Consider the following 20,502-nt stretch of genomic DNA (forward strand, 5'->3'; position numbering starts at 1 on the left):
CATGGACTCCTCTCCGGCCCTGCTGACCCTGCTCCATGCGTGGCCGGAAGTGCCGGACGCTCCCGGGCCTTCGAACGAAGGCGATGGTGAAGTGCTGGTGAAGGCCGCCGTGCGCCACGGACTGGCGGGCTTCGTCGAACACGCGCTCGCGAAGGCGGACTGGACGCTGACCCCGGACGCCGCCGCACTGCTCACCCGCGAGGCCCGGCTGAGCGCGGCGCGGGGCATGCGCGTGCGGTCGCTCTTGTCGCGGAGCCTGACGGCGCTGGCGGCGCTGGGGCTGACGCCGGTGCTGCTCAAGGGCTACGGGCTGGCGCGCAGGCTCTACCCGGAGCCGCTCCAGCGCGCGACGAACGACGTGGACCTGCTGGTGCCGCGCGCCCGGGTGCTGTGCGCCGTGCACGCGCTGGAGGGGATGGGGCTCACCACCCAGGCCGGCGACGTGGACCGGGACGACGCGCACCACGTGGAGCTCACCGGACCGGACGGACTGGTGGAGCTGCACTACCGCGCGCTCACGGGCTACGGCCTGTCGCTGGAGGGCGACGCCATGGTGTCGCGAGCGCTGGACGCGACGCTGGACGGCCACCCCGTGCGCTACCTGTGCCCGGAGGACGAGGCCGTCTACCTAGCCCTGCACGCGAGCAACCACCTGCTTCAGCGGCTGGCCTGGCTGTTCGACCTGAAGCTGCTGGCTCGGGCGAACCCCCGGCTCGACTGGGACCGGGTGGTGACGCGCGCGCGGCGCACGGAGCTGCCCCACCTGGTCTGGTACGCGTGGGACGCGGCGCACCGGCTGCTGGACGCGCCCGTGCCCGCCTGGGTGCTCAAGGCGCTGGCCCCTCCCCGGTGGCAGCGCGCGCTGGCGACGCGGCTGTTCTCCGGCCCCCGGCTGGTGGACGCGGAGCTGGCGCGCAACAAGCCGGCGTGGGTCGCCGCGAAGCTGGCCCTGGCCCCCCGGGCCCGGCCCATGGTGCGGTATGCGCTGCGGCGGCTGCGCGGCGCCCGGCCTCCTCCCGGAACGGGAGCGGAGCCAGGGGCACCACGGCCCGTCCGGTCGCCCGCTGGAAGACGGTGATTGCGGCGGGCAGGCCCGGCCCATTAAAGGTGCCGCACCATGGCGCCCAGCCTCCTCGATACCTTCCGGGTCCTGTCCTCCTTCGAGCCCCCGCGCGGAAAGCTCCGGGGCGCGCCCTGGGAGGCGTACGTCGACTGGGCCATCGCGCAGGGACTGGCGCCGCTGGCGGCGTACAACCTGGAGTACCGGATGGGCGGGGGCGATGCGCCGGAGTGGGCCCGCGACCGGATGATGTCCATCTACACCGGCTCCGTGAACGACAACGTCATGAAGCTGGTCCACTTCAAGCGCATCGTGGATCAGCTGGAGGGCCGCAAGATCCTGCTCCTGGGTGGCGCGGCCTTCGCGGAGGCGCTCTATCCGCATGTGGGCTTCCGGCCCGTGCTGGACATCCAGGTGCTGGTGCGCCGCATGGACGTGGACGGCTTCGCCGGCTACCTGTCCAACCACGAGTTCGTCCCGGAGGAGGACACGACGAACAGCGGCGCCGCGCGCGTCGTGTCCGACGGCCGCACCCCCATCCACATCTACGCGGACGTGCTGGGCGCGAACCGACGTGAGCAGTTGGCTGGCATCTTCGAGCGCGCCCGACCCATGAAGGTCTACGGACAGTCCATCTTCCGCCCGGAGCTGGAGGACGCGCTGTTGCTCACCGCGCTGGACCAGGCCCACCACGGGTATGACGTGCCGTGGCTGTCGTTCGTGGACCTGCGCGAGCTCATCACCGGCGCTACGTGGATGGGCGGCGTGTATTCGCGCCCGATGGATGTCCCGGCGCTGCTCGCTCGCGCGGAGGCGTTCGGCCTGGAGCGCGCCCTCTACACGTCGCTGGCCATCGTGGCGCGTCTGTTCCCGGAGGCGGAGGCGCAGGCCACCGCCGCGTTCCCGCCGCTGCGCCGCGCGACCCGTGAACTTCTGGACCGGGGCGTGGTGGGTCCGGTGAGCACCCCCGGACGGTCCTCCGCCCTACGGGGTGTGGACAGACTGCGTCGCCTCCTCACGGGGCGATAAGGCTGTCTGGTCGCTCGGCGGTCCTTCGTGCCCGGGCTTTCTTTCAGTGCTCCGGTCGGCGTATGAGTTCATGACGCCACCTGTCGAAACCAGGACACTCAAAGAATGCGCATTGCCATTATCGGATCGGGTTACGTCGGACTCGTCGCGGGCACCTGCTTCGCGGACTCGGGCAACGACGTCGCGTGCGTGGACATCGACGAGCGGAAGATCCGCATGCTCCAGGATGGACAGGTCCCCATCTACGAGCCGGGTCTGGAGGAGCTCATCCGCAAGAACGTGAAGGAGAAGCGCCTCACGTTCACCACCAACCTGGCGGAGGGCGTGGCGAACGCGCAGGCCGTGTTCATCGCCGTGGGCACCCCTGAAGGGGAGAGCGGCGAGGCGGATCTCCAGTACGTGCTCGCGGCGGCGCAGGCGGTGGGCCGCGCGATGAAGCAGTACACGGTGGTGGTGGACAAGAGCACCGTGCCGGTGGGCACCGCGGACAAGGTTCGCGAGGCCATCGCCAAGGTGACGGACGTGGAGTTCGACGTCGTCTCCAACCCGGAGTTCCTGAAGGAGGGCGCCGCGCTGGACGACTTCTTCAAGCCGGACCGCGTCGTCATTGGCGCGGACACCGAGCGCGCCCGGACTCTCATGGGGGAGCTGTACGCGCCGTTCGTGCGCACGGAGAACCCCATCCTGTTCATGGACACGCGCTCCGCGGAGCTGACGAAGTACGCGGCCAACGCGATGCTCGCGACGCGCATCTCGTTCATGAACGACGTGGCCGCGCTCTGCGAGAAGGTGGGCGCGGACGTGGACTTCGTGCGCAAGGGCCTGGGCGCGGACAAGCGCATCGGCTACCCGTTCCTCTTCCCCGGCGTGGGCTACGGCGGCTCCTGCTTCCCCAAGGACGTGAAGGCGCTCGTCACCACGGCGCGTGAGTACGGCCTGGAGCTGGACCTGCTGCGCGCGGTGGAGCGCACCAACGAGCGGCAGAAGAAGCTGCTCGTGAACAAGGCCGTGAAGCACTACGGGACGCTGGAGGGCAAGAAGTTCGGCGTCTGGGGCCTGGCGTTCAAGCCGAAGACGGACGACATGCGCGAGGCGCCGTCCATCGAGGTCATCGAGGGCCTCATCGGCAAGGGCGCGACGGTCATCGCGCACGACCCGGTGGCGGCGCACGCGTCCAAGCGCGTCTTCGGCGACCGCATCCGCTACGCGGACCTGCCGTACGACGCGCTGGAGGGCGTGGACGGCCTGTTCGTGGTGACGGAGTGGAACGAGTTCCGCCACCCGGACTTCGCGCGCATGAAGTCGCTGATGAAGTCGCCGGTGATCTTCGACGGCCGCAACATCTTCCAGCCCGCGCGCATGCGTGAGCAGGGCTTCACCTACTTCGGCATCGGTCGCAAGTAGATGAAGCAGCAGTCCGGAGGCTCGCTGGATGCACTGACAGGGCTGCGTTTCCTGGCGGCCCTGCACGTCGTCTTGTTCCACTTCGGCACCCCGTGCATCCAGGGCGTGGCGCCGGAGTGGATGGTGCAGGTGGTGGCCTCCGGCTATGCCTCCGTGGGGGTCTTCTTCCTCTTGTCCGGCTTCGTGCTCGCGTACAACTACGTGGACACGGCCGGTGGGATGCAGACCCCGCCCCGGGCCTTCTGGAGCGCGCGGGTGGCGCGCGTCTACCCGGTGTTCCTCCTGATGTTCCTGCTGTCGGCGGTGCCCACGGCGCAGGGCTCGCTGGCGGCGAACTCCGTGCCGGTGGCCGCGGCGAAGCTGACCACGGCGGGGCTCACCACGCTGATGCTGCTCCAGTCGTGGGTGCCGCAGCTGGCGCTGTACTGGAACCCGCCGTCCTGGTCCGTGTCGGTGGAGGCGTTCTTCTACGCGGTGTTCCCGGCGCTGGCTGGGAGGTTGGAGCGCTTCCGGGGCGCGCGCATGAAGGCGGCCCTGGTGGGCGTGTGGTTGTTGGGGCTCGTGCCGCCAGTGCTCTACCTGGTGCTGCGGCCGGACGGGCCGGGCACGCTGAACGCGGCGTCCGGCGGCATGTGGCTGGCGGTGGTGAAGCTCAACCCGCTGATGCGCCTGCCGGAGTTCCTGCTGGGCGTGCTGCTGGGGCTGGTCTTCGTGCGGGAGCGGGCGGCGGCGACGGCGGAGTCCCGGCGCTCTGGCGCGGTGATGGCGCTGGCGGGCGCGGCGCTGCTGGTCGCGGGCTTCTCGCAGGGCGCATGGATTCCGTATCCGCTGATGCACAACGCGCTGCTGGCGCCCGCGTCGGCGCTGCTGGTGTACGGGCTGGCGCGCGGCGGCGGTCCGCTGGGGCAGGTGCTGGCGAGGCCGTGGCTGGTGCACCTGGGCGGGGCCAGCTACGCGCTGTACCTGCTGCAGTACCCCGTCAGCGAGCTGGTGCACTGGATGGAGCGGTTCGTGGGCCCGTTGTCGCCCACGCGCTTCCTGGGAGTGTTGTTGGTGTTGCTGGTGCCCGCGTCGGTGGCGGTGCACCGGTGGGTGGAGGCGCCGTGGCGCACGCGGGTGCGGCGAGGGCTTCAGCCGTGGGTGGATGGCTCGCCTGCGCGGCCGGCTCCGGCTCCCGTGGTGCCGGGCACCTGAGCCTCGCGAGAGCGGGTCCTCAGCGGATGAATCCTTGGGGCCTACGTGGCCGCGAAGGTCGAGCCTCGCGACAGCGCGTCCTTAGCGGGCGAGGCCGCAGGCCTTCTTGCCCTCTTCGGTCTCGATGGTGCGGCAGTCGCAGCCTTCGAGCTTCGCCTCGCAGACGGCCTCGTCCTCGGCGACGGGCTCAACTCGGCCCTCCTCGTCGGCGGCGCGCTGCTGGCAGGCCTGCTTCTCCACCGAGTTCAAGGCGCACTCGCAGAGCTTCTCGGACAGCTCGCGGCACGCGCCCTTGCATGCGGTGAGTCCAGAGAAGGAAGCGCAGAGGACGGCGGCAGTGAGCAGGAAGCGACGCATGGGGTCGGGGGAAGATGCCAGATGGTTCCCCGGATGCAAGCGGTGTCCCGGGCGGGGCGTTCATTCGCAGGCCCCGGAAGGCCGCGCCCGGGGAGGAGGCGTCCAGGCGCCAAGTCCGCTGGCCGAGGGGACGAGGCCCGGAGCTTCGTGAGGAGCGTGACATACTCCCGCGCCGCGCATGGCTCCTGGCTCCCACCGCGTCTCCCGGTACACCGTCTACGCGGAAGCAGCGCTCGCGGCGCTGGTGGTGCTGGGCTCGGTGGCGCTCGGAGGCGCCGCGCACTGGGTGCCCTGGCCGCTGAGCGTGCTGTCCGGAGCCGCGGCGGTGCTGGCCTTCGTGGGGGCCCGGCGTCAGGGAGAGACCCCGCGTGTGCCGCTCCTCTCCGCGCCGCTGGTGGGCGCCGTGGTGCTGTGTGTGTTGCAACTCGTGCCGCTGCCACCCGGGCTGCTCGCACTTGTGAGTCCGGAGGCCGCGGCGCTGCGCGAGGACGTGCTCGTTCCGCTGGGGCTCACGGGCTGGCGGCCGGTGTCGCTGGAGCCTTCCGCCACCTGGCGTGAGCTGGCGAAGCACGTGGCCTATCTCCTCACGTTCGTCTCGGCGGTGCAGGTGTGCCGCGCTCGCGCGTCTCGGCAGCGGCTGCTCGCGGTCCTGGCGTTCACGGGCGCGGCGGTGGCGATGGTGGGCTTGGGCCACGCGCTGTTCGGCGTGGACACACTGTTCGGGCTGCGGGCGTACGTGCATGCGCGGCCGCCGCTGGTGACGCCGTTCGGAAATCCCAACCACCTGGCGGGCTTCCTGGGTCTGTGCGCGACGGTGGCGGTGGGGCTCGCGCTGTCCAAGCAGCCGCGTTCGCGCGCGTGGCCCTTCGCGATGGCGGCGCTCGTCTCCGGCGCGGGCGTGCTGCTGTCTCTGTCTCGCGCGGGCATCGTGTTCTTCGTCTTCGGGCAGGTGCTGCTCGCCGCGTGGTTGATGAAGCAGCGTCGCGAGGCGCGCACTCCCGCCAGGCCCGCGTGGGGTCGGGGCGCGGCGGTGCTGTTGGGGCTGCTGGCGACGCTGTCCGTTGGCGCTTACCTGGCGGCGGATCAGCTGTGGGCGGAGGCTCGCACCGTGGACGGCGTGGAGTCCCTGCGCCGCGGCAAGATGGAGCCCTGGCCGATGATGGCTCGCGCGGCCCGCGCCTTCCCGGTGCTGGGCATGGGGCGCGGCGCGTTCGAAGCCGCCTTCCCTCGCTACCAGACCGAGCCCAACCCCAACACCTTCACGCACCCGGAGAACGCGGTGTTGCAGGTGGCGGCGGAGTGGGGCGTGCCGGGACTGCTGCTGCTCGGGCTGGGCGTCTGGGCCTTCGTGAAGCGCGTGCGACGCGAGGACCACGGGCCCGTGGAACTGGCGGTGCTGTCCGGCGTGGCGGCGCTGGCACTGCACAACCTCTTCGACTTCAGTCTGGAACTGCCCGCGTGCGCGGTGGCGGTCGCGGTGGTGCTGGGCTCGGTGGCCCGGCCCCGTGAGGCCGAACGCATGGCCGCGCGCCGCACGAAGACGGGCACACTGCCCGCCGGTCGCGCACTGGCGCTGGCGGCGGGGCTCACCGTCGTGATGCTCGTCGCGCTCGTGCCCGGACGGCGGAGGATGGCGGACGCGGAAGCGCTGCTGGCGGAGCGCGTGGCTGCGCGTGCACCGGTCGCGGAGGTGCGAGCCCTGGGGCTCCAGCTCATCGACGTGCACCCGGCGGACTACCTGCTGTACCGGCTGATGGCGATGGCCTCCGTGTCGAATGGCGCCGAGGGCGCGAAGGACGCGCTGAGCTTCGTCAATCACACGCTGTACCTGCGGCCCCTGGATGCACCCGCGCACCGCGTGGCCGCACGGGCCCTGCTGCACCTGGGCCGGCGCGAACAGGCCTTCCTGGAGTACCGGCTCGCGCACGAGGCCGGGGACACGCGCGTGTTGATCAGCGAGGCGATGCCCCGTGCCCGCACGGTCGAGGAGCTGAAGACCCTCACGTCCGAAGCGCCCGGACAGGTGGTGGAGCTCGCGGAAGCGCTGCTCGCCGGACCCTCGCGCCGAGCACTGGGCCTCGAATGGCTCGCCTGGGCTCGTGAGCACTTCGAGGGCCGGCCCGAAGCCACCGCGCTGTGGATGCAGGAAGCGCGGGGACGGCTGGCCCAGGGAGAACTCCCTGCAGCGGAGGTGGCCTGCGCGGAGGTGGAGCGGCGCGCCCCGGACGCACTGGCCACGCACCTGCTGCGCGCGGACGTGTGGCTTGCGCAGGGAAAGCGCGCGGAGGCACTCCAGTCGCTGGAGGCGCTCGTGAAGCGCTTCCCTCACGACGTGGAGCTGGCCTTCACGCTGTCCACGCGGCAGCAAGAGGCCGGGCTCACGCGCAGGTCCCGGGACACGCTGGCCGCCATGGCGCCGTACCTGACCGACCTGCGGCAGCGCGCACGCCTGCTGTCGCTGGAGGCGGACAGCTTCGAACAGGAAGGCCTGCTGGCCCGCGCACTGGAGCAGCGCCGCTCGGTCGTGGGGCTGCTGCCCGGTCCGGAGAGCCACTTCGAGGTGGCCCGGCTGCAGGAGTTGCTGTCGCGCTACGACGCGGCGGCGCGCTCGGTGCACGAGGGCCTGCGGCTCATGCCACTTAACGATGCACGGCGCGCGGAGGGTGAAGCCTGGGCGGCGCGGCTGGAAGAACGCGAGCGTGCGCTGCAGGACGCACACAAGGGCGGGCTGCTGGAGGACGCGAAGGGGCGGGAAGTGGAACCGCCGGGTTCACCGGCGGTCAGCGACGCTCCCGCTCCATGAGGACATCAGGCCGAAGCGCCTGAGTCCTCCACGGGCGCTCCGTACGACGACGCCTTCTCTTCTTCACGCGCGAGCGGCTGGATGAAGGACGCGACCAGCGGCCACTCCAGGCGCGCGAAGTCCTGGAAGCGCATCTCCAGGGCCTCCTCGTGCGAACCGGCGCGGAACAGCAGCCGCTCGTTGACGCTCAGGGACTCGTCCACCGCGACGGGCAGGCCGTACAGCTCGCCAAAGGGAGGTTCCGCGCCCGTCTCGCAGTTGGGGAAGTGGTCAGCGAACTCGGACTCGGCGGCGAGCCGCGCGGTGCGGACGCCCAGCGTGTGGCGGACCTGCCGCAGGTCCACGGTCGCCATCGCGGGCACGACGACGATCCACGGCTGCCGGTCGGCCAGCACGATGATGGATTTGGCCACGCGCCAAGCGGGCACGTTGAGGGCGTCCACGAGCTCCATCGCGGTCACGGCCCGAGCGTGGGCATACCGCTCGAAGGGGACGCGATGGCGCCGCAGATAGCTTTGAATGGCACTCGGAATCATGGGGGACATCACCTCCTTGGCTTACAAGGTGTGTCCGGACGACGCGGGCGGCCATTCGCCACCGGAACGAGGCGGCCGTGGCTGCCTGCCCTCGTCGGGTGCGCCGGAGGGCAGGCGGGCAGGCCACCTCACGTCACTGCTGGAAGTCGTAGACGCTTCCCAGCTTGAGCAGGCGCGTCAGCTCGTCGAGCGCGGTCATCGTCTCTCTGGCGAGCTGCGGATCGCGCACGTCCTCCGGCTTGAGCACGTCGCGGTAGTGCTTGCGCACCCACGCCGCGAGCCCCTCGTGCAGGGCCGGCGAGTAGAAGACGTCTGCGGTGATGGCGGCGCGCTCCGCGTCCGTGAGCGAGATGCGCTGACGCAGGCACGCCGGGCCGCCGCCGTTGTTCATGGACTGCCGGACGTCCAGGTAGTGCACCGCCTTCACCGGGTTGTCCCCGGCGACCACTCGCTCCAGGAAGGCGTGGGCGGTGGGCGTCTCGCGGCTCTCGATGGGCGCGATGATGGCCATGGTGCCGTCCGGCAGCGACAGCACCTGCGAGTTGAACGGGTAGGCGCGCACGGCGTCCTTCACCGGCAGCTCGGCGTCCGTCGCGACCTCGAAGCGGAAGGCGTCGCCCAGCTTCTCGCGCAGCGTCTGGAGGAGCTTCGGGTGCTCCACGAAGGCCAGCGCGTGCAGCATGAGGAAGCGCTCGTTGCCCACCGCGAGCACGTCCGTGTGGAACGCGCCCGCGTCGATGCCGTCCGGATGCTGCTGCGGCAGCACCACCTGCTCCGGCGCCAGCTGGTGCAGCCGCGCCAGGGCCTGGCTGGACTCCAGCGTCTGGCGCGCGGGGAAGCGCTGCGGCCCCTTCACGTCCTGCCACGCGCTGCGTCCCCAGGCGAGCACGTGCACGGCCTTGTGCCCCGGCGTGAAGAGGCGCGTGTGGTTGGCCGCGCCCTCGTCCGCGAAGTGAGCGGCGCCCGGCAGCGGCGCGTGCACCTGGAAGTGCTTCGCGTCCGCGAAGATGGCGCGCAGTACCGCGTGCGTGGTGTCCGCCTCGATGGCGCGGTGGAACATCTGCGTGAGGTTCGCAGGCGTCAGGTGCAACCGGCCGTCCGCGGTGTCCGCCGAAGGCGCCACGGTGGCCGCGTTCGCCGTCCACATGGCGGAGGCGCTGGAGGTGAGGCGCAGCAGGTGCTCCCCGTCGCGCGCGGCGCGGGTGATGACCTCCTCGTCGGAGCCCGTGAAGCCCAGGGCCCGCAGCGTGCGCAGGGAAGGGCGCGGCTGGGGCGGCAGCACCGCCTGGCCTACGCCCAGCTCCGACACGAAGCGCATCTTCTCCAGCCCCTGGAGCGCCGCCTCCCGGGGGTGGCTGGGCTGGCCGCCGTGGTGTTGTGACGCCAGGTTGCCCGGCGAGAGGCCGGCGTAATTGTGGGTCGGACCAATGAGGCCGTCGAAGTTGTATTCGCGCATGGGATATGGAGACGCGTCGTGGAGCGTCCCCCTTTAACAAAGCGCCTCAAGCGTTACCTGCGCTACCTGCTCATCGCCGGGATGTTGCGCCTGCTCCAGTTCCTTTCGCTGGACATGGCCCGCACCCTGGGCATGACCCTGGGCGGCTGGGCCTACGCGTTCGCGGGCGGAGAGCGCAGGAAGGCGCTCAAGTCACTGGCCCGCGCCTTCCCGGAGAGGACCGGGGCGGAGCGTGACGCGCTCGCCCGTGACGCCTTCCGCCACCTGGCCGCCGCGGCCCTGGAGGTCGCCTCCGCGCGGGCGCTGGATGCCGGGCTGGAGTCCCTGGTGTCCTGGCCGGACTCGGACCGTCAGGTGCTGGAGGCCGCGCTGGCGAAGGGGAAGGGCGTCGTCTTCGTGTCCGGCCACGTGGGCAACTGGGAGCTGCTCGCCCGGCGCGTGGCGAGGGCGGGCTACCCCAGCCAGAGCATCGCGAAGGAGACCAGCGACCCGCGCCTCACCGCGCTGGTGGAGGACTTCCGGGCGAAGGGCGGCGTGCGCAGCATCTGGCGCGGCCAGGAGGGCGCGGCCCGGGCCATGCTCCGCGCGCTCAGGAGCGGCGAAATCCTGGGCATCCTCATCGACCAGGACACCAAGGTGCAGTCCGTCTTCGTGCCCTTCTTCGGGGAGCTGGCGGCCACTCCGCGCGCGGCGGCGGACCTGGCGCTGCGCACCGGCGCGGCGGTGGTGGTGGGCTTCTGCCAACGCGACGGCCAGGGCTACCGGCTCACCATGGAAGAGGTGCCGCACCCGGACGCGACGGAGCGTGAAGCGGCCGTGCAGGCGCTCACCGCCGCGCTGTCGCAGCGCATCGAAGCGGCCATCCGTCGCGCCCCCGAACAGTGGGTGTGGATGCATCAGCGCTGGAAGACGCGTCCTCCCGAGGACGCTCCCCCGCCCCTTGCTGACGCACCGTCCGCCCCGGCGCGGTGATAAGGAGGGCCTTGTGCCGCGCCTGCTTGCCTTGAGCTTCCTGGGACTCCTCGCCACCGCCTGCGCGCCGCGCCGTCCGGCCCCGGGCGCCTCGAACGAGCCGCGCCCGGACGTGGTGCTGGAGGGCGCGCACCTGCGCTCCTACGAGGGCGACACGCTCCAGGTCTCCGGCACCGCTTCCCGCGTCCTCTACCGGCGCGCGGGCGGCGAGGTGCAGGCCACCGAGGTCGTCGTTCGCCTGCCCCCCGGGAAGGGCGCGCAGGGCTCGCCTGGCGCCTCGCGGGCGGACACCATCATCACCGCGCCGAATATGGACGGCAGCCTCGCGTCCAAGAGGTGGGTGGGGTCGGGCGGGGTCGTCGTGCAGACGGCGGAGGGACTGGTGGCCAACACTCCCCGGCTGACCTACGACGCGGACGCGCGGCGGGCCCATGGCGACGAGGGCGTGACGATGAGGGGCCCGGACTACCAGATGCGGGCGGACCGCTTCACGCTGTCCTCCGCGGATCAGACGTTCACCTTCGAGGGCACGGTCCAAGCCGTGCTGGGTGGAGCGACGGAGTGATTGAGTTCCTCGTGATGGCGCTGTTCCTGGCCCAGCCCGCGTCCTCCCAGGCCGCCACTTCCGGCGCCCCGGTCGTCGCGCAGGCCACTCCTACCGCGAAGCCCGGTGCCCCTGCCGCGCCCGCCGCGAAGCCCGCTGCTCCCGACTCGGCCGCTCCGGCCACTCCGCCGCCCGCGCCGGGCACGTCGCTGGCGCCCACGGGCCTGCGCAACCCGGTGGACCTGTCCGCGGACCACGTCACCGGCGACCGCAACCAGGCGGTGCTCACCGGCAACGTGGTGGTGAAGCACCAGACCATGGACATCCGCTGCGAGAAGATGACCGGCTACTACAACGCCACCCGCCAGGTGACGCGCGTGGTGTGCGCCGGCAACGTGCGCGCCGTGGACGGCGACCGGCAGGCCCGGGGCGAGCGCGCCGACTACGACGTGCCCTCGGGCGTGCTGGTGGTGACGGGCTCCCCGGAGGCCCGCCAGGGCAACACCTACCTCACCGGCACCAAGGTGCGCCTCGTCCTGGGCAGCGAGCGCCTGGAGGTGGAGAACGCCCGCATCCTCGTGGACTCCCCGTCCACCACCGCCGTCCCCGGCACCCGCAAGAAGGCCCCCGCGCCGAAGCCGGCGGGCACGACGCCATGAGCGGCGCGAAGCTCTTCGCCGAAGGGCTCCAGAAGTCCTTCCGCAAGCGCCAGGTGGTGCGCGACGTGTCCTTCAACGTCGCCCCCGGTGAAGTTGTCGGCCTGCTGGGCCCCAACGGCGCCGGCAAGACGACGAGCTTCAACATGGTGGTGGGCCTGGTGACGCCCGACGCGGGCCGGGTGCGCGTGGGCGACGAGGACCTCACGCACCTGCCCATGCACCGCCGTGCGCGCCGTGGCGTGGGCTACCTGCCACAGGAGGCCTCCGTCTTCCGCAAGCTCACGGTGCGCGAGAACTTCCTGGCCGTGCTGGAGCTCCAGAAGGGGCTCACCGCCCAGGATCGCAAGCAGCGCGCGGCCACCCTCCTGGAGGAGTTCGGCCTCTCCCACGTCGCCGAGTCCTGGGGGGAGACGCTCTCCGGCGGCGAGCGGCGGCGCGCCGAAATCGCCCGCAGCCTCATCCCCGCCCCCCGGTTCATCCTGTTCGACGAGCCCTTCGCCGGCGTGGACCCCATCAACGTGGGTGACCTCCAGCGGCAGATCCACCTCCTGAGGGAGCGGGGCCTGGGCATCCTCATCACCGACCACAACGTCCAGGACACCCTGGGCATCTGCGACCGGGCCTACATCATCGCACAGGGTCAGATTCTCGAAGAGGGAACCCCCGCGCAGATCGCCGGCTCGGCCCGTGCGAGGGCCGTCTACCTGGGAGACCGGTTCCGTCTCCAGGCTCCGTGAAAAGCCGCCCTCTCCGTATGTCTCCAGATGCTCGCGGTGAAGTTGGCCTCGCTTTTGCGTCGACGTCTGAACATCTGCCAAGCGAGCAGGGGTTACGACAACCTGTCGGATTTCCAGCGGATTTTTGACGCTGCAAATCAGAAACCACGCGCTGGGGCACTGGACGTGGCCGGGGGTCCTTGTTAGGTTGGCACGGTCCTTGATTGGAATCTCCAATCAGGTGGCACGCAAGCCTTCCGGAGACGCCCCCACATGGCGATGGAACTCAAACAGAGCCTGAAGCTCGCCCAGCAGCTGGTGATGACGCCCCAGCTGCAGCAGGCCATCAAGCTCCTCCAGCTCTCACGCATGGAGCTCCTGGACCAGGTCCGCGAGGAGATGGAGCAGAACCCCCTGCTGGAGCAGCCCGAAGAGGGCATGCCCGGGGAGGTGAGCGAGAAGGAGCCTGGCGAGGCCTCGCTCGAAGCGGACAACGCGGAAATCGCGCGCGACGTGGATCTGCCGTCGGCGACGCCGGAGAACGCCCAGGAGTTCAAGGCGGACGGCGAGGGCCCCCCGGAGATTGACTGGGAGTCCTACCTCAACAGCTACCAGTTCAACGAGCCCACCACCGCCTCCAACAAGGGCAACGTGGCCACGGACGACCTGCCGTCGTTCGAAGCCAACATGGTGAAGAAGGAGGACCTGGTCGACCACCTCCAGGAGCAGCTGGGCACGCTGCGGCTCAACGAGGCCGAGCGCCGCGTGGCGGTGCTCATCCTGGGGAACCTGGACGACGACGGTTACCTCAAGCTCCCCGAGATTGAAGGCGACCCGCTCATCCGCCTGTCCAACGAGGCGGACGTGCCCATGCACGTGGCCGAGCGCACCCTGCGCCGCATCCAGAACCTGGAGCCCCGGGGCTGCGGCGCGCGCGACCTGCAGGAGTGCCTGCTCATCCAGCTGCAGGCGATGAAGGACCCGAACGCGGCGCTCCTGGGCCTCATCATCAAGCGCCACATGAAGTACCTGGAGAGCAAGAACCTCCCGGCCATCGCCAAGGACCTCAAGGTCACCCTGGACGAGGTGGTCTCGGCGGCGAAGCTGCTCCCGAAGCTGGACCCGCGGCCGGGCCGCAACTTCAGCGGGGATGACGCGCAGTACATCACCCCCGATGTCTTCGTCTACAAGCTGGGGGACGAGGACTACACCGTGGTCCTCAACGACGACGGCCTGTCCAAGCTGCGCATCTCCGGCATGTACCGGAACGCGCTCAAGAACGGCGCGGTGAGCCCCGGGCAGACGAAGGAGTTCATCCAGGACAAGCTGCGCAGCGCGATGTGGCTCATCCGCTCCATCCACCAGCGGCAGCGGACCATCTACAAGGTCACCGAGAGCATCGTGAAGTTCCAGCGGGACTTCCTGGACAAGGGCATCGCGCACCTGAAGCCGCTCATCCTGCGCGACGTGGCGGAGGACATCGGCATGCACGAGTCCACCGTCAGCCGCGTCACCACCAGCAAGTACGTGCACACGCCGCAGGGCATCTTCGAGCTGAAGTACTTCTTCAACTCGTCCATCGCGCGCGTGTCCGGCGAGGACACGGCCAGCGAGGCCGTGAAGCACCACATCAAGCAGCTGGTGTCGCAGGAAGACTCGCGCAACCCGTACTCGGACCAGAAGATCGTCGAGCTGCTGCGCTCGCAGGGCACGGAGATCGCCCGCCGCACGGTGGCCAAGTACCGCGAGGTGCTGGGCATCCTCCCCAGCAGCAAGCGCAAGAAGTACTTCTGAGCCGCTCGCCATCACCGGCCCTGCACTCCAGGGCCGGTTTGGGGCATGAAGCGGTCCATGGACCCCGTGCTCCCCACCGATGTCGGCGTTCCCCGCCGTGACCCCGTGCCGCTCGTCGTCCCGCCCGTCACCCTGGAGGGGAGGGCGGTGCGACTGGAGCCGTTGTCACTGGAGCACGTGCCCGCGCTCGCGGCGGTCTGCGAACCGGAAATCTTCGACCACTTCTCGCGCGTGCTGCGCACGGAAGCGGACGTCGCGGACTACATCACCGTCGCGCTGAAGGCATCCGCCGCGGGCACGGAGCGGCCCTTCGCCATCCGCGAGCAGGCCAGCGGCGCCGTGGTGGGCACCACGCGCTACCTGGACATCTCCCGCGAGTTCCGCACGCTCGAAATCGGCTCCACGTGGCTGGCGCGGCGGGCGTGGCGCTCGCGGGTGAACACCGAGTGCAAGTACCTGCTCCTCACGCACGCCTTCGAGACGCTGGGCGTGATGCGCGTGCAGCTCAAGACGGACAGCCGCAACGCGCGCTCCAGGGCGGCAATCTTGCGCTTGGGTGCTTCCTTCGAGGGCATCCTGCGCAACCACATGCTGGTGCGCGGCGGCGTGGTGCGGGACAGCGCGTACTTCGGGTTCATCGACACCGAGTGGCCTGGCGTGAAGGCGCGGCTCGAAGGACTGCTGGCGCGGGAGTGATAGGGTGCCGGCCGCCATGACCTTCCCTGCATCGAGCCCGCGTCGAACCGTGTCCTGCTTCACCGTCCTGGGGGCGCTCGTGGCGCTCACCGGCTGTAGCGGCGGCGAGACGAAGGTGATGTCGCTGGCGGAGCTGTCGGACCGCTCGCTCATCTTCGCGCTGGCGGACGTGGATGACGCGGAGACGCCGGACGCGCAGGGCGCGCACCGCTTCACCGCCAGCTACACGGTGTCGCCGGACGGCCCGTGCTCGCGCTTCGCCGACGACGTGACGGCCACCTTCAACGGCCAGCCCATGACGCTGGTGCCGGGTGGCGCGTCGGACGTGGGCGGGCGCTCGGAGGCGTGTGAGAACAGCCGCGTCTACTTCAACTTCGACCCTGCCGCCTGGGGCCGCGAGCCGGTGGAGGACATCGTCGTGCAGCTGCAGGACGCCTCCAGCACCGTGCGCCTGGTGGTGAAGAACGCCAAGGCCAAGCGCAAGTTCACGTTCCAGGGCGAGGGCACCCCGGACAAGCTGCGCGTGGGGCAGTCCTACGACTTCCTCTGGGAGCCCTCCACGGAGGCGCCCGGGCCGGTGGAGGCGCTGCTCCTGCGCGAAGGGGGCCGCGCGCCCGGCGTGCTCTCCGTCACGCAGAACGGCAACACGTCCACCGTCGCCATCCCCGTGGGCACCCCGCAGGCGAATCACATCCTGACGCTGGGCGCGGACCTGGAGGGCGTCGTGAGCGAGTGCACGGGCGTGGCGTCGTGCTCGGGCGCCATCTACCACTCGCAGGACTTCGTGCTCTCCGTGGTGCCCTGATTCCGCCGGGCTGCGGGGCGATCCGCAGGCATGTTGCTGGCGTGATCGCCACGCACGCGGTGTGGGGGAATGCTGACCGGAAAATGAGGCCCGGGTCGGAATCCCCTCACCGTGCCATGCAGCGGACACCAGACGTGTCCTATTGCGGTCGCTTTCGCGAGCGCGATCCGTGAACGGGATTTCCAACCTGGGGGGCCGGGTTGCTTTCGGCGTGGGCTCCGTTTCTGATCTGTCACGGAGCTTACCTCTCTCCCTAGGAGGCGGCCACGCATGCAGCTCAACATCACCTTCCGTCAGTTCGGAGCGTCGGATTCCCTGAAGGAGTACGCCCGTGAAAAGGTCGATCGGGTGAACCGACTGCTGGACCGGGCTGGTGAAGCCCACGTGGTGCTGTCGTTGGAGCGGCACCTGCATCACGCGGACATCACCATCCACTCCGGCGCCTGGGTCCTCCGAGGGCGCGAGAAGAGCGATGACATGTACGCGTCCATCGACCTGGCGATGGACAAGATCGAACGGCAGCTGCGCCGCTACCGCGACAAGCTCAAGTCGCACCACGGCAAGGAGAAGGTCCACCACCGCCAGGACCTGGTGAGGGTCCGCCACGACGTCTTCGAGGTCCACGAGCCGGAGGTGGCAGCGGAGGCTTCCGCGCCCGCCGCCCAGGCCTCGCCCGCCGCCCAGGCGCAGGTGGCCGAGTCGGGCGTCGCCCGCCTGGTGCGCACCACGCATCTGGCCATCCAGTCGCTGTCCGTGGACGACGCCGTGATGCAGATGAACCTGATGAACAACGACTTCTACGTGTTCCAGAACCAGCAGTCCCAGGCGCTGTCCATCGTCTACCGGCGCAAGGAGGGAGGGTTCGGGCTCATCGAGCCGCACCTGCCCGACGCGCCGGTGGCCGCCACCGGCACCTGACAGGCAGTTGTATCCGTGCCGGGGAACCGGGTCCGGGACATCCCCGGGCCCGGGTCCGGGGTGGGGGGGAACGGCCCGGGCTGACGCGCAGTGAGCGAAGCGCCTGCCACCGCCCAGGCGACCCTTGCGCGAATCCAGTGTGAGGAGTAATTGCCGGCCGAGGAATCATTGCCGGCCCGGAGCGCCAGTGCGGGAGCGCCATTGAGAATCGCCGATTTCCTCAGCCCCCAGGCGGTCGTCGCGGACATGCAGGCCCGGACGAAACCGGAGGTGCTGCGCGAGCTGAGTGCCACGTTGGCCCGGGCGCATCCGAATCTGCGCGAGGACCGGCTGGTGGCGGTGCTCCAGGAACGCGAGAAACTGGGCAGCACGGGCATTGGCGAAGGCGTGGCCATCCCCCACGGCAAGCTGGCGGGCATGGACAGTCTCCAGGCGGCCTTCTGCGTGTCGCGCGGCGGGGTGGACTTCGAATCCATCGACGGCAAGCCCACGCACCTGTTCTTCGCGCTGGTGGCGCCGGAGAACAGCGCGGGGGTGCACTTGAAGGCGCTGGCGCGCATCTCGCGGCTGTTCAAGAACCCGCGCTTCCGGGCGGCCATCCTGGAAGCGCCCTCGGCCGCGGACATCCACGCCCTCATCGTCCAGGAAGACGCGCGGCCCTGAGGGCCTGACAGGAGACGCCCCGCATGGACGTCGTCCTGCGTCCCATCAACGACCGTTTCTTCCACGAGCAGGTGCTGCCCTTCTTTACGCGCGCCATGGGGGATGCCTCCGGCGCGCTGGAAGCCCTCTCCAACCACCTGGGTGACGCGCAGGCGTTCACGCTCTGCCAGCGGCTGGCCTCGTCGGCTTTGCCTGGGGGCGTGGGGTCGGTGGACTCGGACGGGTGGATGGACCTGGTGGACCGGCTGGTGTTCCAGCCCTGGCGCGAGGCGCCCGGCGGCTGGGAGGTAGGCGGGTCCCCCGGCGGCTACGCGGACGAGTGGGACGAGGCGCTGAACCTGGCGCTGATGGTGGAGGACGCGGCCTATCCCTACTGGGACACGAAGGCGGCGCGCGTGGTGCGGGACAACTTCCGCCGCCGTCCTCCGGGCGAGCAGGGGCTGGCGTCGCTCCTGGCCGGGCAGTGGGACCCCTTCCCGGAGTTCCCGCCGGATCGCGTCTTCGTCACGCAGGGCCGTGGGGAGTACGCGGTCCGTGAGCGGTTCGCCTTCGCGGACTGGGCCTGGCGGCCGGCGAAGACGGTGTTGCACTGGCAGGTGAACCTGCCGCGCAAGCTGGAGCGGCTGCTGACGCGGGAGCAGGAGCGACTGAAGCTGCCAGTGCTGCCGGAGCGCGACGAGGTGCTGGGCTACTGGACGGGCCGTCTGCCCCAGCCGCCGCCCCTGTCCGTGCTGTTCTCCGGACTGGGCCCGAACGCGGCCACGTGGATCCGCGAACTGGGCGCGCTCACGCTGCACCTGCGCAGCGCCGCGCAGACGAAGCAGGGTCTGGCCGCGCTGGTGACGCGCGGGACCACCGTGCGGCTGTGAGCTGACGGCGATTTCCGGGTTTCCTTGTCCTGTCGTTCCCGGTCATGCTGCGGGGCATGCGCCGCTTTCAGTTGCCCGTGGGTTCCATGCTCCTCGTCGCCGCGGTGCTGACGGGCGGCTGTTCCTCCTCGAAGAAGGCGGAGGCGCCGCGCACTGACCATGCGTCGCTCTACGGGGCGGACGCGGCCTACGCGGTGGGCGTCACGCAGTCGCTGACGTACGAGGACGCGGTCCGCCGCCGCACGCTGAAGCCACTGGTCTGGTACCCGGTGGCTTCCGGCACGCCGATGGACAACCGTGCACCGTCGGACCTGTTCAAGCCCTTCTACGGAGCGAAGGACGCACCACTCTCGGACGCGCGGGAGCGCTGGCCGGTGGTGTTGCTGTCGCACGGGAGTGGGGGCTCGTTGATGGACCTGTCCTGGTTCGGTTCGAACCTGGCGGCGCACGGCTTCGTCGTGGTGGCGGTGAACCATCCGGGCAACACCTTCGGAGACACGAGCCCGGAGGGCTTCGCGCGAGCCTACGAGCGTCCGCAGGACTTCACGGTCATCCTGGACCACCTGCTGAAGGATCCGAAGTGGGGCCCGCGAGTGGATCCGGAGCGCATCGGTGCGTCGGGGCACTCGATGGGCGGCTACACGGCGCTGGCGCTGGTGGGGCTGAACCTGAACCTGGAGTGGATTGAAAAGCGCTGCAAGACGCCGGGCACCCGCGAGGAGATTGGCTGCGAGGGCCTGCGCGACGTGGACTACAGCCGCATCGACATGAAGCACGCGCGAGCGTCGTACCTGGACCCGCGAGTGAAGGCCGCGTTCGCGATGGCGCCGGGCATGGCGGCCTCCTTCGAGGCGCGTGACACCGCCGACGTCCAGAAGCCGGTAGAGCTGGTGCTCGCGAAGGGTGACGAGCTGATGCCGCACGAGGGGCACGGCATGCACCTGGCGGGGCTGCTACCGGCCGCGACCACGACGACGGTGGTCCTGGACGACGCGGGGCACTTCACCTTCCTGCCCGAGTGCTACCCGAAGGGCTTCGACGTCATCGCCATGCTGTGCCGCGACCCGGTGACGGGGACGCGCCCGGCCTCGCACTCGCGCACGAACGCGGAGGGCGTGGAGTTCTTCCGCCGCACGCTGGACGTGCGCTGAATCGGTCGCCAGAGGCTCGTCAAACTGTTCCTCGGCCCGGAGTCCTATCGGCACCAGGACTCAAGTCGATGAACGCATCGTGCTTCCAATAGAAGTTGAATGCCTCAACAAGCTCCGCCGGGGAGGCATCCTCTTTCTGGAGCCTCGCATTCGCGACAATCCCCCGTGTGTCAGCAACCGAGAGCGTTTTGTGCAAGCCGTGCTTGCATGCCAGCTCTGGCAGTTCGTCCGAGTAGACGTCCCGTTGCAGAACCAGCGTGGGTGTCCGCAATCCGAGCGGATGATTGTCTCGGACATAGAGCGCATGCCCCCGAACCGGATAGGCGTCGATTCGCGCGAGCACGTTTGCAAGCCACTCGAAGGATTCCATGATGCATCACCTTTCCAAGAGGCTCAGGCCGGAGCCGCGGCCTTCGGTGGGCTCTCCAGGAGGATGGTGACGGGCCCGTCGTTGACGAGCGCGACCTTCATGTCCGCGGCGAAGATGCCGGTGCCCACGGTGAGGCCGCGCTGGCGCAGCGCTTCGCAGGTGCGCTCGTAGAGGGCCTTGGCCGCGACGGGCTCCATCGCGTCGATGAAGCTGGGCCGGCGGCCCTTGCGCGCGTCGCCGTAAAGCGTGAACTGGCTCACGACGATGAGGTGCTTGGAGGTGTCCTCGAGCGACAGGTTCATCTTGCCGTCGGCGTCCTCGAAGATGCGCAGCATGGCCAGCTTCTCCACCATCCACGCCATGTCCGCGTCGGTGTCGCCCTTGCCCACGCCCAGCAGCACGAGCAGGCCCGGGCCCATCTCGCTCACGCGCTGTCCGTCCACCGTCACCGACGCTTCCAGGACCCGCTGCACCACGGCCTTCATGGATTGACTCCCTTGCGTCCC

General features: G+C 70.1%; 21 protein-coding genes. 16 read left to right on the forward strand and 5 right to left on the reverse strand.

From position 1 onward, the window contains the following. Position 1: 1 nt before the first annotated feature. From D7Y04_RS04605 to D7Y04_RS04620, 4 genes are all read left to right on the forward strand, one after another. On the forward strand, positions 2-1,078 hold the full coding sequence (locus tag D7Y04_RS04605) for a nucleotidyltransferase family protein (protein ID WP_171806851.1): 1,077 nt from the start codon (positions 2-4) through the stop codon (positions 1,076-1,078). Between the two features lie 39 nt (positions 1,079-1,117). Further along, positions 1,118-2,089, forward strand: a complete 972-nt coding sequence (locus tag D7Y04_RS04610; protein WP_121758447.1) for a nucleotidyltransferase family protein — start codon at positions 1,118-1,120, stop codon at positions 2,087-2,089. Positions 2,090-2,194: 105 nt separating this feature from the next. Continuing rightward, the gene (locus D7Y04_RS04615; RefSeq protein ID WP_120594092.1) at positions 2,195-3,493 is read left to right on the forward strand and encodes a UDP-glucose/GDP-mannose dehydrogenase family protein; all 1,299 of its coding nucleotides are present in this window, start codon (positions 2,195-2,197) and stop codon (positions 3,491-3,493) included. Then, positions 3,494-4,687 carry an acyltransferase gene (locus D7Y04_RS04620; protein WP_121758448.1) on the forward strand — a complete coding sequence of 398 codons (1,194 nt, stop codon included), beginning with the start codon at positions 3,494-3,496 and terminating at the stop codon, positions 4,685-4,687. 81 nt (positions 4,688-4,768) lie between these two features. On the opposite strand, the gene D7Y04_RS04625 is transcribed toward D7Y04_RS04620, so the two are convergent. Further along, positions 4,769-5,044: a hypothetical protein gene (locus tag D7Y04_RS04625; protein ID WP_120594090.1), complete on the reverse strand. Its 276-nt coding sequence runs from the start codon at positions 5,042-5,044 to the stop codon at positions 4,769-4,771. Positions 5,045-5,222: 178 nt separating this feature from the next. Here D7Y04_RS04625 and D7Y04_RS04630 point away from each other — a divergent pair, with 178 nt between their 5' ends. After that, on the forward strand, positions 5,223-7,847 hold the full coding sequence (locus tag D7Y04_RS04630; protein ID WP_121758449.1) for an O-antigen ligase family protein: 2,625 nt from the start codon (positions 5,223-5,225) through the stop codon (positions 7,845-7,847). Between the two features lie 5 nt (positions 7,848-7,852). Here D7Y04_RS04630 and D7Y04_RS04635 read toward each other — a convergent pair whose 3' ends face one another. Beyond that, positions 7,853-8,383 (reverse strand): aminoacyl-tRNA deacylase, encoded by a 531-nt coding sequence (locus D7Y04_RS04635; RefSeq protein ID WP_121758450.1) that lies wholly within the window; start codon positions 8,381-8,383, stop codon positions 7,853-7,855. Between the two features lie 133 nt (positions 8,384-8,516). Then, positions 8,517-9,839 (reverse strand): N-succinylarginine dihydrolase, encoded by a 1,323-nt coding sequence (gene astB / locus D7Y04_RS04640; RefSeq protein ID WP_121758451.1) that lies wholly within the window; start codon positions 9,837-9,839, stop codon positions 8,517-8,519. Between the two features lie 18 nt (positions 9,840-9,857). On the opposite strand from astB, the gene D7Y04_RS04645 reads away from it, so the two are divergent. The 11 genes from D7Y04_RS04645 to D7Y04_RS04695 all read left to right on the forward strand — a co-directional run bounded on the left by D7Y04_RS04645 (position 9,858) and on the right by D7Y04_RS04695 (position 19,626). Then, positions 9,858-10,811: a lysophospholipid acyltransferase family protein gene (locus tag D7Y04_RS04645; RefSeq protein ID WP_121758452.1), complete on the forward strand. Its 954-nt coding sequence runs from the start codon at positions 9,858-9,860 to the stop codon at positions 10,809-10,811. A 13-nt stretch (positions 10,812-10,824) separates the two neighbouring features. Beyond that, positions 10,825-11,376 carry an LPS export ABC transporter periplasmic protein LptC gene (locus D7Y04_RS04650; RefSeq protein WP_120594085.1) on the forward strand — a complete coding sequence of 184 codons (552 nt, stop codon included), beginning with the start codon at positions 10,825-10,827 and terminating at the stop codon, positions 11,374-11,376. Then, positions 11,373-12,014 carry an LptA/OstA family protein gene (locus D7Y04_RS04655; protein WP_121758453.1) on the forward strand — a complete coding sequence of 214 codons (642 nt, stop codon included), beginning with the start codon at positions 11,373-11,375 and terminating at the stop codon, positions 12,012-12,014. The genes D7Y04_RS04650 and D7Y04_RS04655 overlap by 4 nt, the downstream gene beginning before the upstream one ends. Beyond that, entirely contained in the window at positions 12,011-12,751 is a 741-nt protein-coding gene (gene lptB, locus D7Y04_RS04660; protein WP_120594083.1) for an LPS export ABC transporter ATP-binding protein, read from the forward strand. Before D7Y04_RS04655 ends, lptB begins: the two co-directional genes overlap by 4 nt. Before the next feature lie 252 nt (positions 12,752-13,003). After that, positions 13,004-14,524 (forward strand): RNA polymerase factor sigma-54, encoded by a 1,521-nt coding sequence (gene rpoN / locus D7Y04_RS04665; RefSeq protein ID WP_121758454.1) that lies wholly within the window; start codon positions 13,004-13,006, stop codon positions 14,522-14,524. Between the two features lie 57 nt (positions 14,525-14,581). Then, complete coding sequence (locus D7Y04_RS04670) at positions 14,582-15,220, forward strand: GNAT family N-acetyltransferase (RefSeq protein ID WP_121758455.1); 639 nt, start codon at positions 14,582-14,584, stop codon at positions 15,218-15,220. 16 nt (positions 15,221-15,236) lie between these two features. Continuing rightward, a complete protein-coding gene (locus tag D7Y04_RS04675; RefSeq protein ID WP_147454438.1) occupies positions 15,237-16,025 on the forward strand; it encodes a hypothetical protein in 789 nt (262 codons plus the stop codon). A 270-nt stretch (positions 16,026-16,295) separates the two neighbouring features. After that, positions 16,296-16,943 (forward strand): ribosome hibernation-promoting factor, HPF/YfiA family, encoded by a 648-nt coding sequence (hpf, locus tag D7Y04_RS04680; protein ID WP_121758456.1) that lies wholly within the window; start codon positions 16,296-16,298, stop codon positions 16,941-16,943. 201 nt (positions 16,944-17,144) lie between these two features. After that, complete coding sequence (locus D7Y04_RS04685; protein WP_121758457.1) at positions 17,145-17,606, forward strand: PTS sugar transporter subunit IIA; 462 nt, start codon at positions 17,145-17,147, stop codon at positions 17,604-17,606. Positions 17,607-17,629: 23 nt separating this feature from the next. Beyond that, positions 17,630-18,475 (forward strand): hypothetical protein, encoded by an 846-nt coding sequence (locus tag D7Y04_RS04690; protein WP_121758458.1) that lies wholly within the window; start codon positions 17,630-17,632, stop codon positions 18,473-18,475. Positions 18,476-18,531: 56 nt separating this feature from the next. After that, positions 18,532-19,626: an alpha/beta fold hydrolase gene (locus D7Y04_RS04695; RefSeq protein WP_233601271.1), complete on the forward strand. Its 1,095-nt coding sequence runs from the start codon at positions 18,532-18,534 to the stop codon at positions 19,624-19,626. A 19-nt stretch (positions 19,627-19,645) separates the two neighbouring features. Here the strand turns inward: D7Y04_RS04695 and D7Y04_RS43960 are convergent, their stop codons facing one another. Both D7Y04_RS43960 and dtd read right to left on the reverse strand, forming a co-directional pair. Further along, on the reverse strand, positions 19,646-19,996 hold the full coding sequence (locus D7Y04_RS43960; protein ID WP_147477035.1) for a hypothetical protein: 351 nt from the start codon (positions 19,994-19,996) through the stop codon (positions 19,646-19,648). Positions 19,997-20,019: 23 nt separating this feature from the next. Further along, positions 20,020-20,481 (reverse strand): D-aminoacyl-tRNA deacylase, encoded by a 462-nt coding sequence (gene dtd, locus D7Y04_RS04700; RefSeq protein ID WP_120594076.1) that lies wholly within the window; start codon positions 20,479-20,481, stop codon positions 20,020-20,022. Positions 20,482-20,502 lie beyond the last annotated feature (21 nt).

This window comes from Corallococcus sp. AB038B, from assembly GCF_003668955.1.
Lineage (GTDB): Bacteria > Myxococcota > Myxococcia > Myxococcales > Myxococcaceae > Corallococcus > Corallococcus exiguus.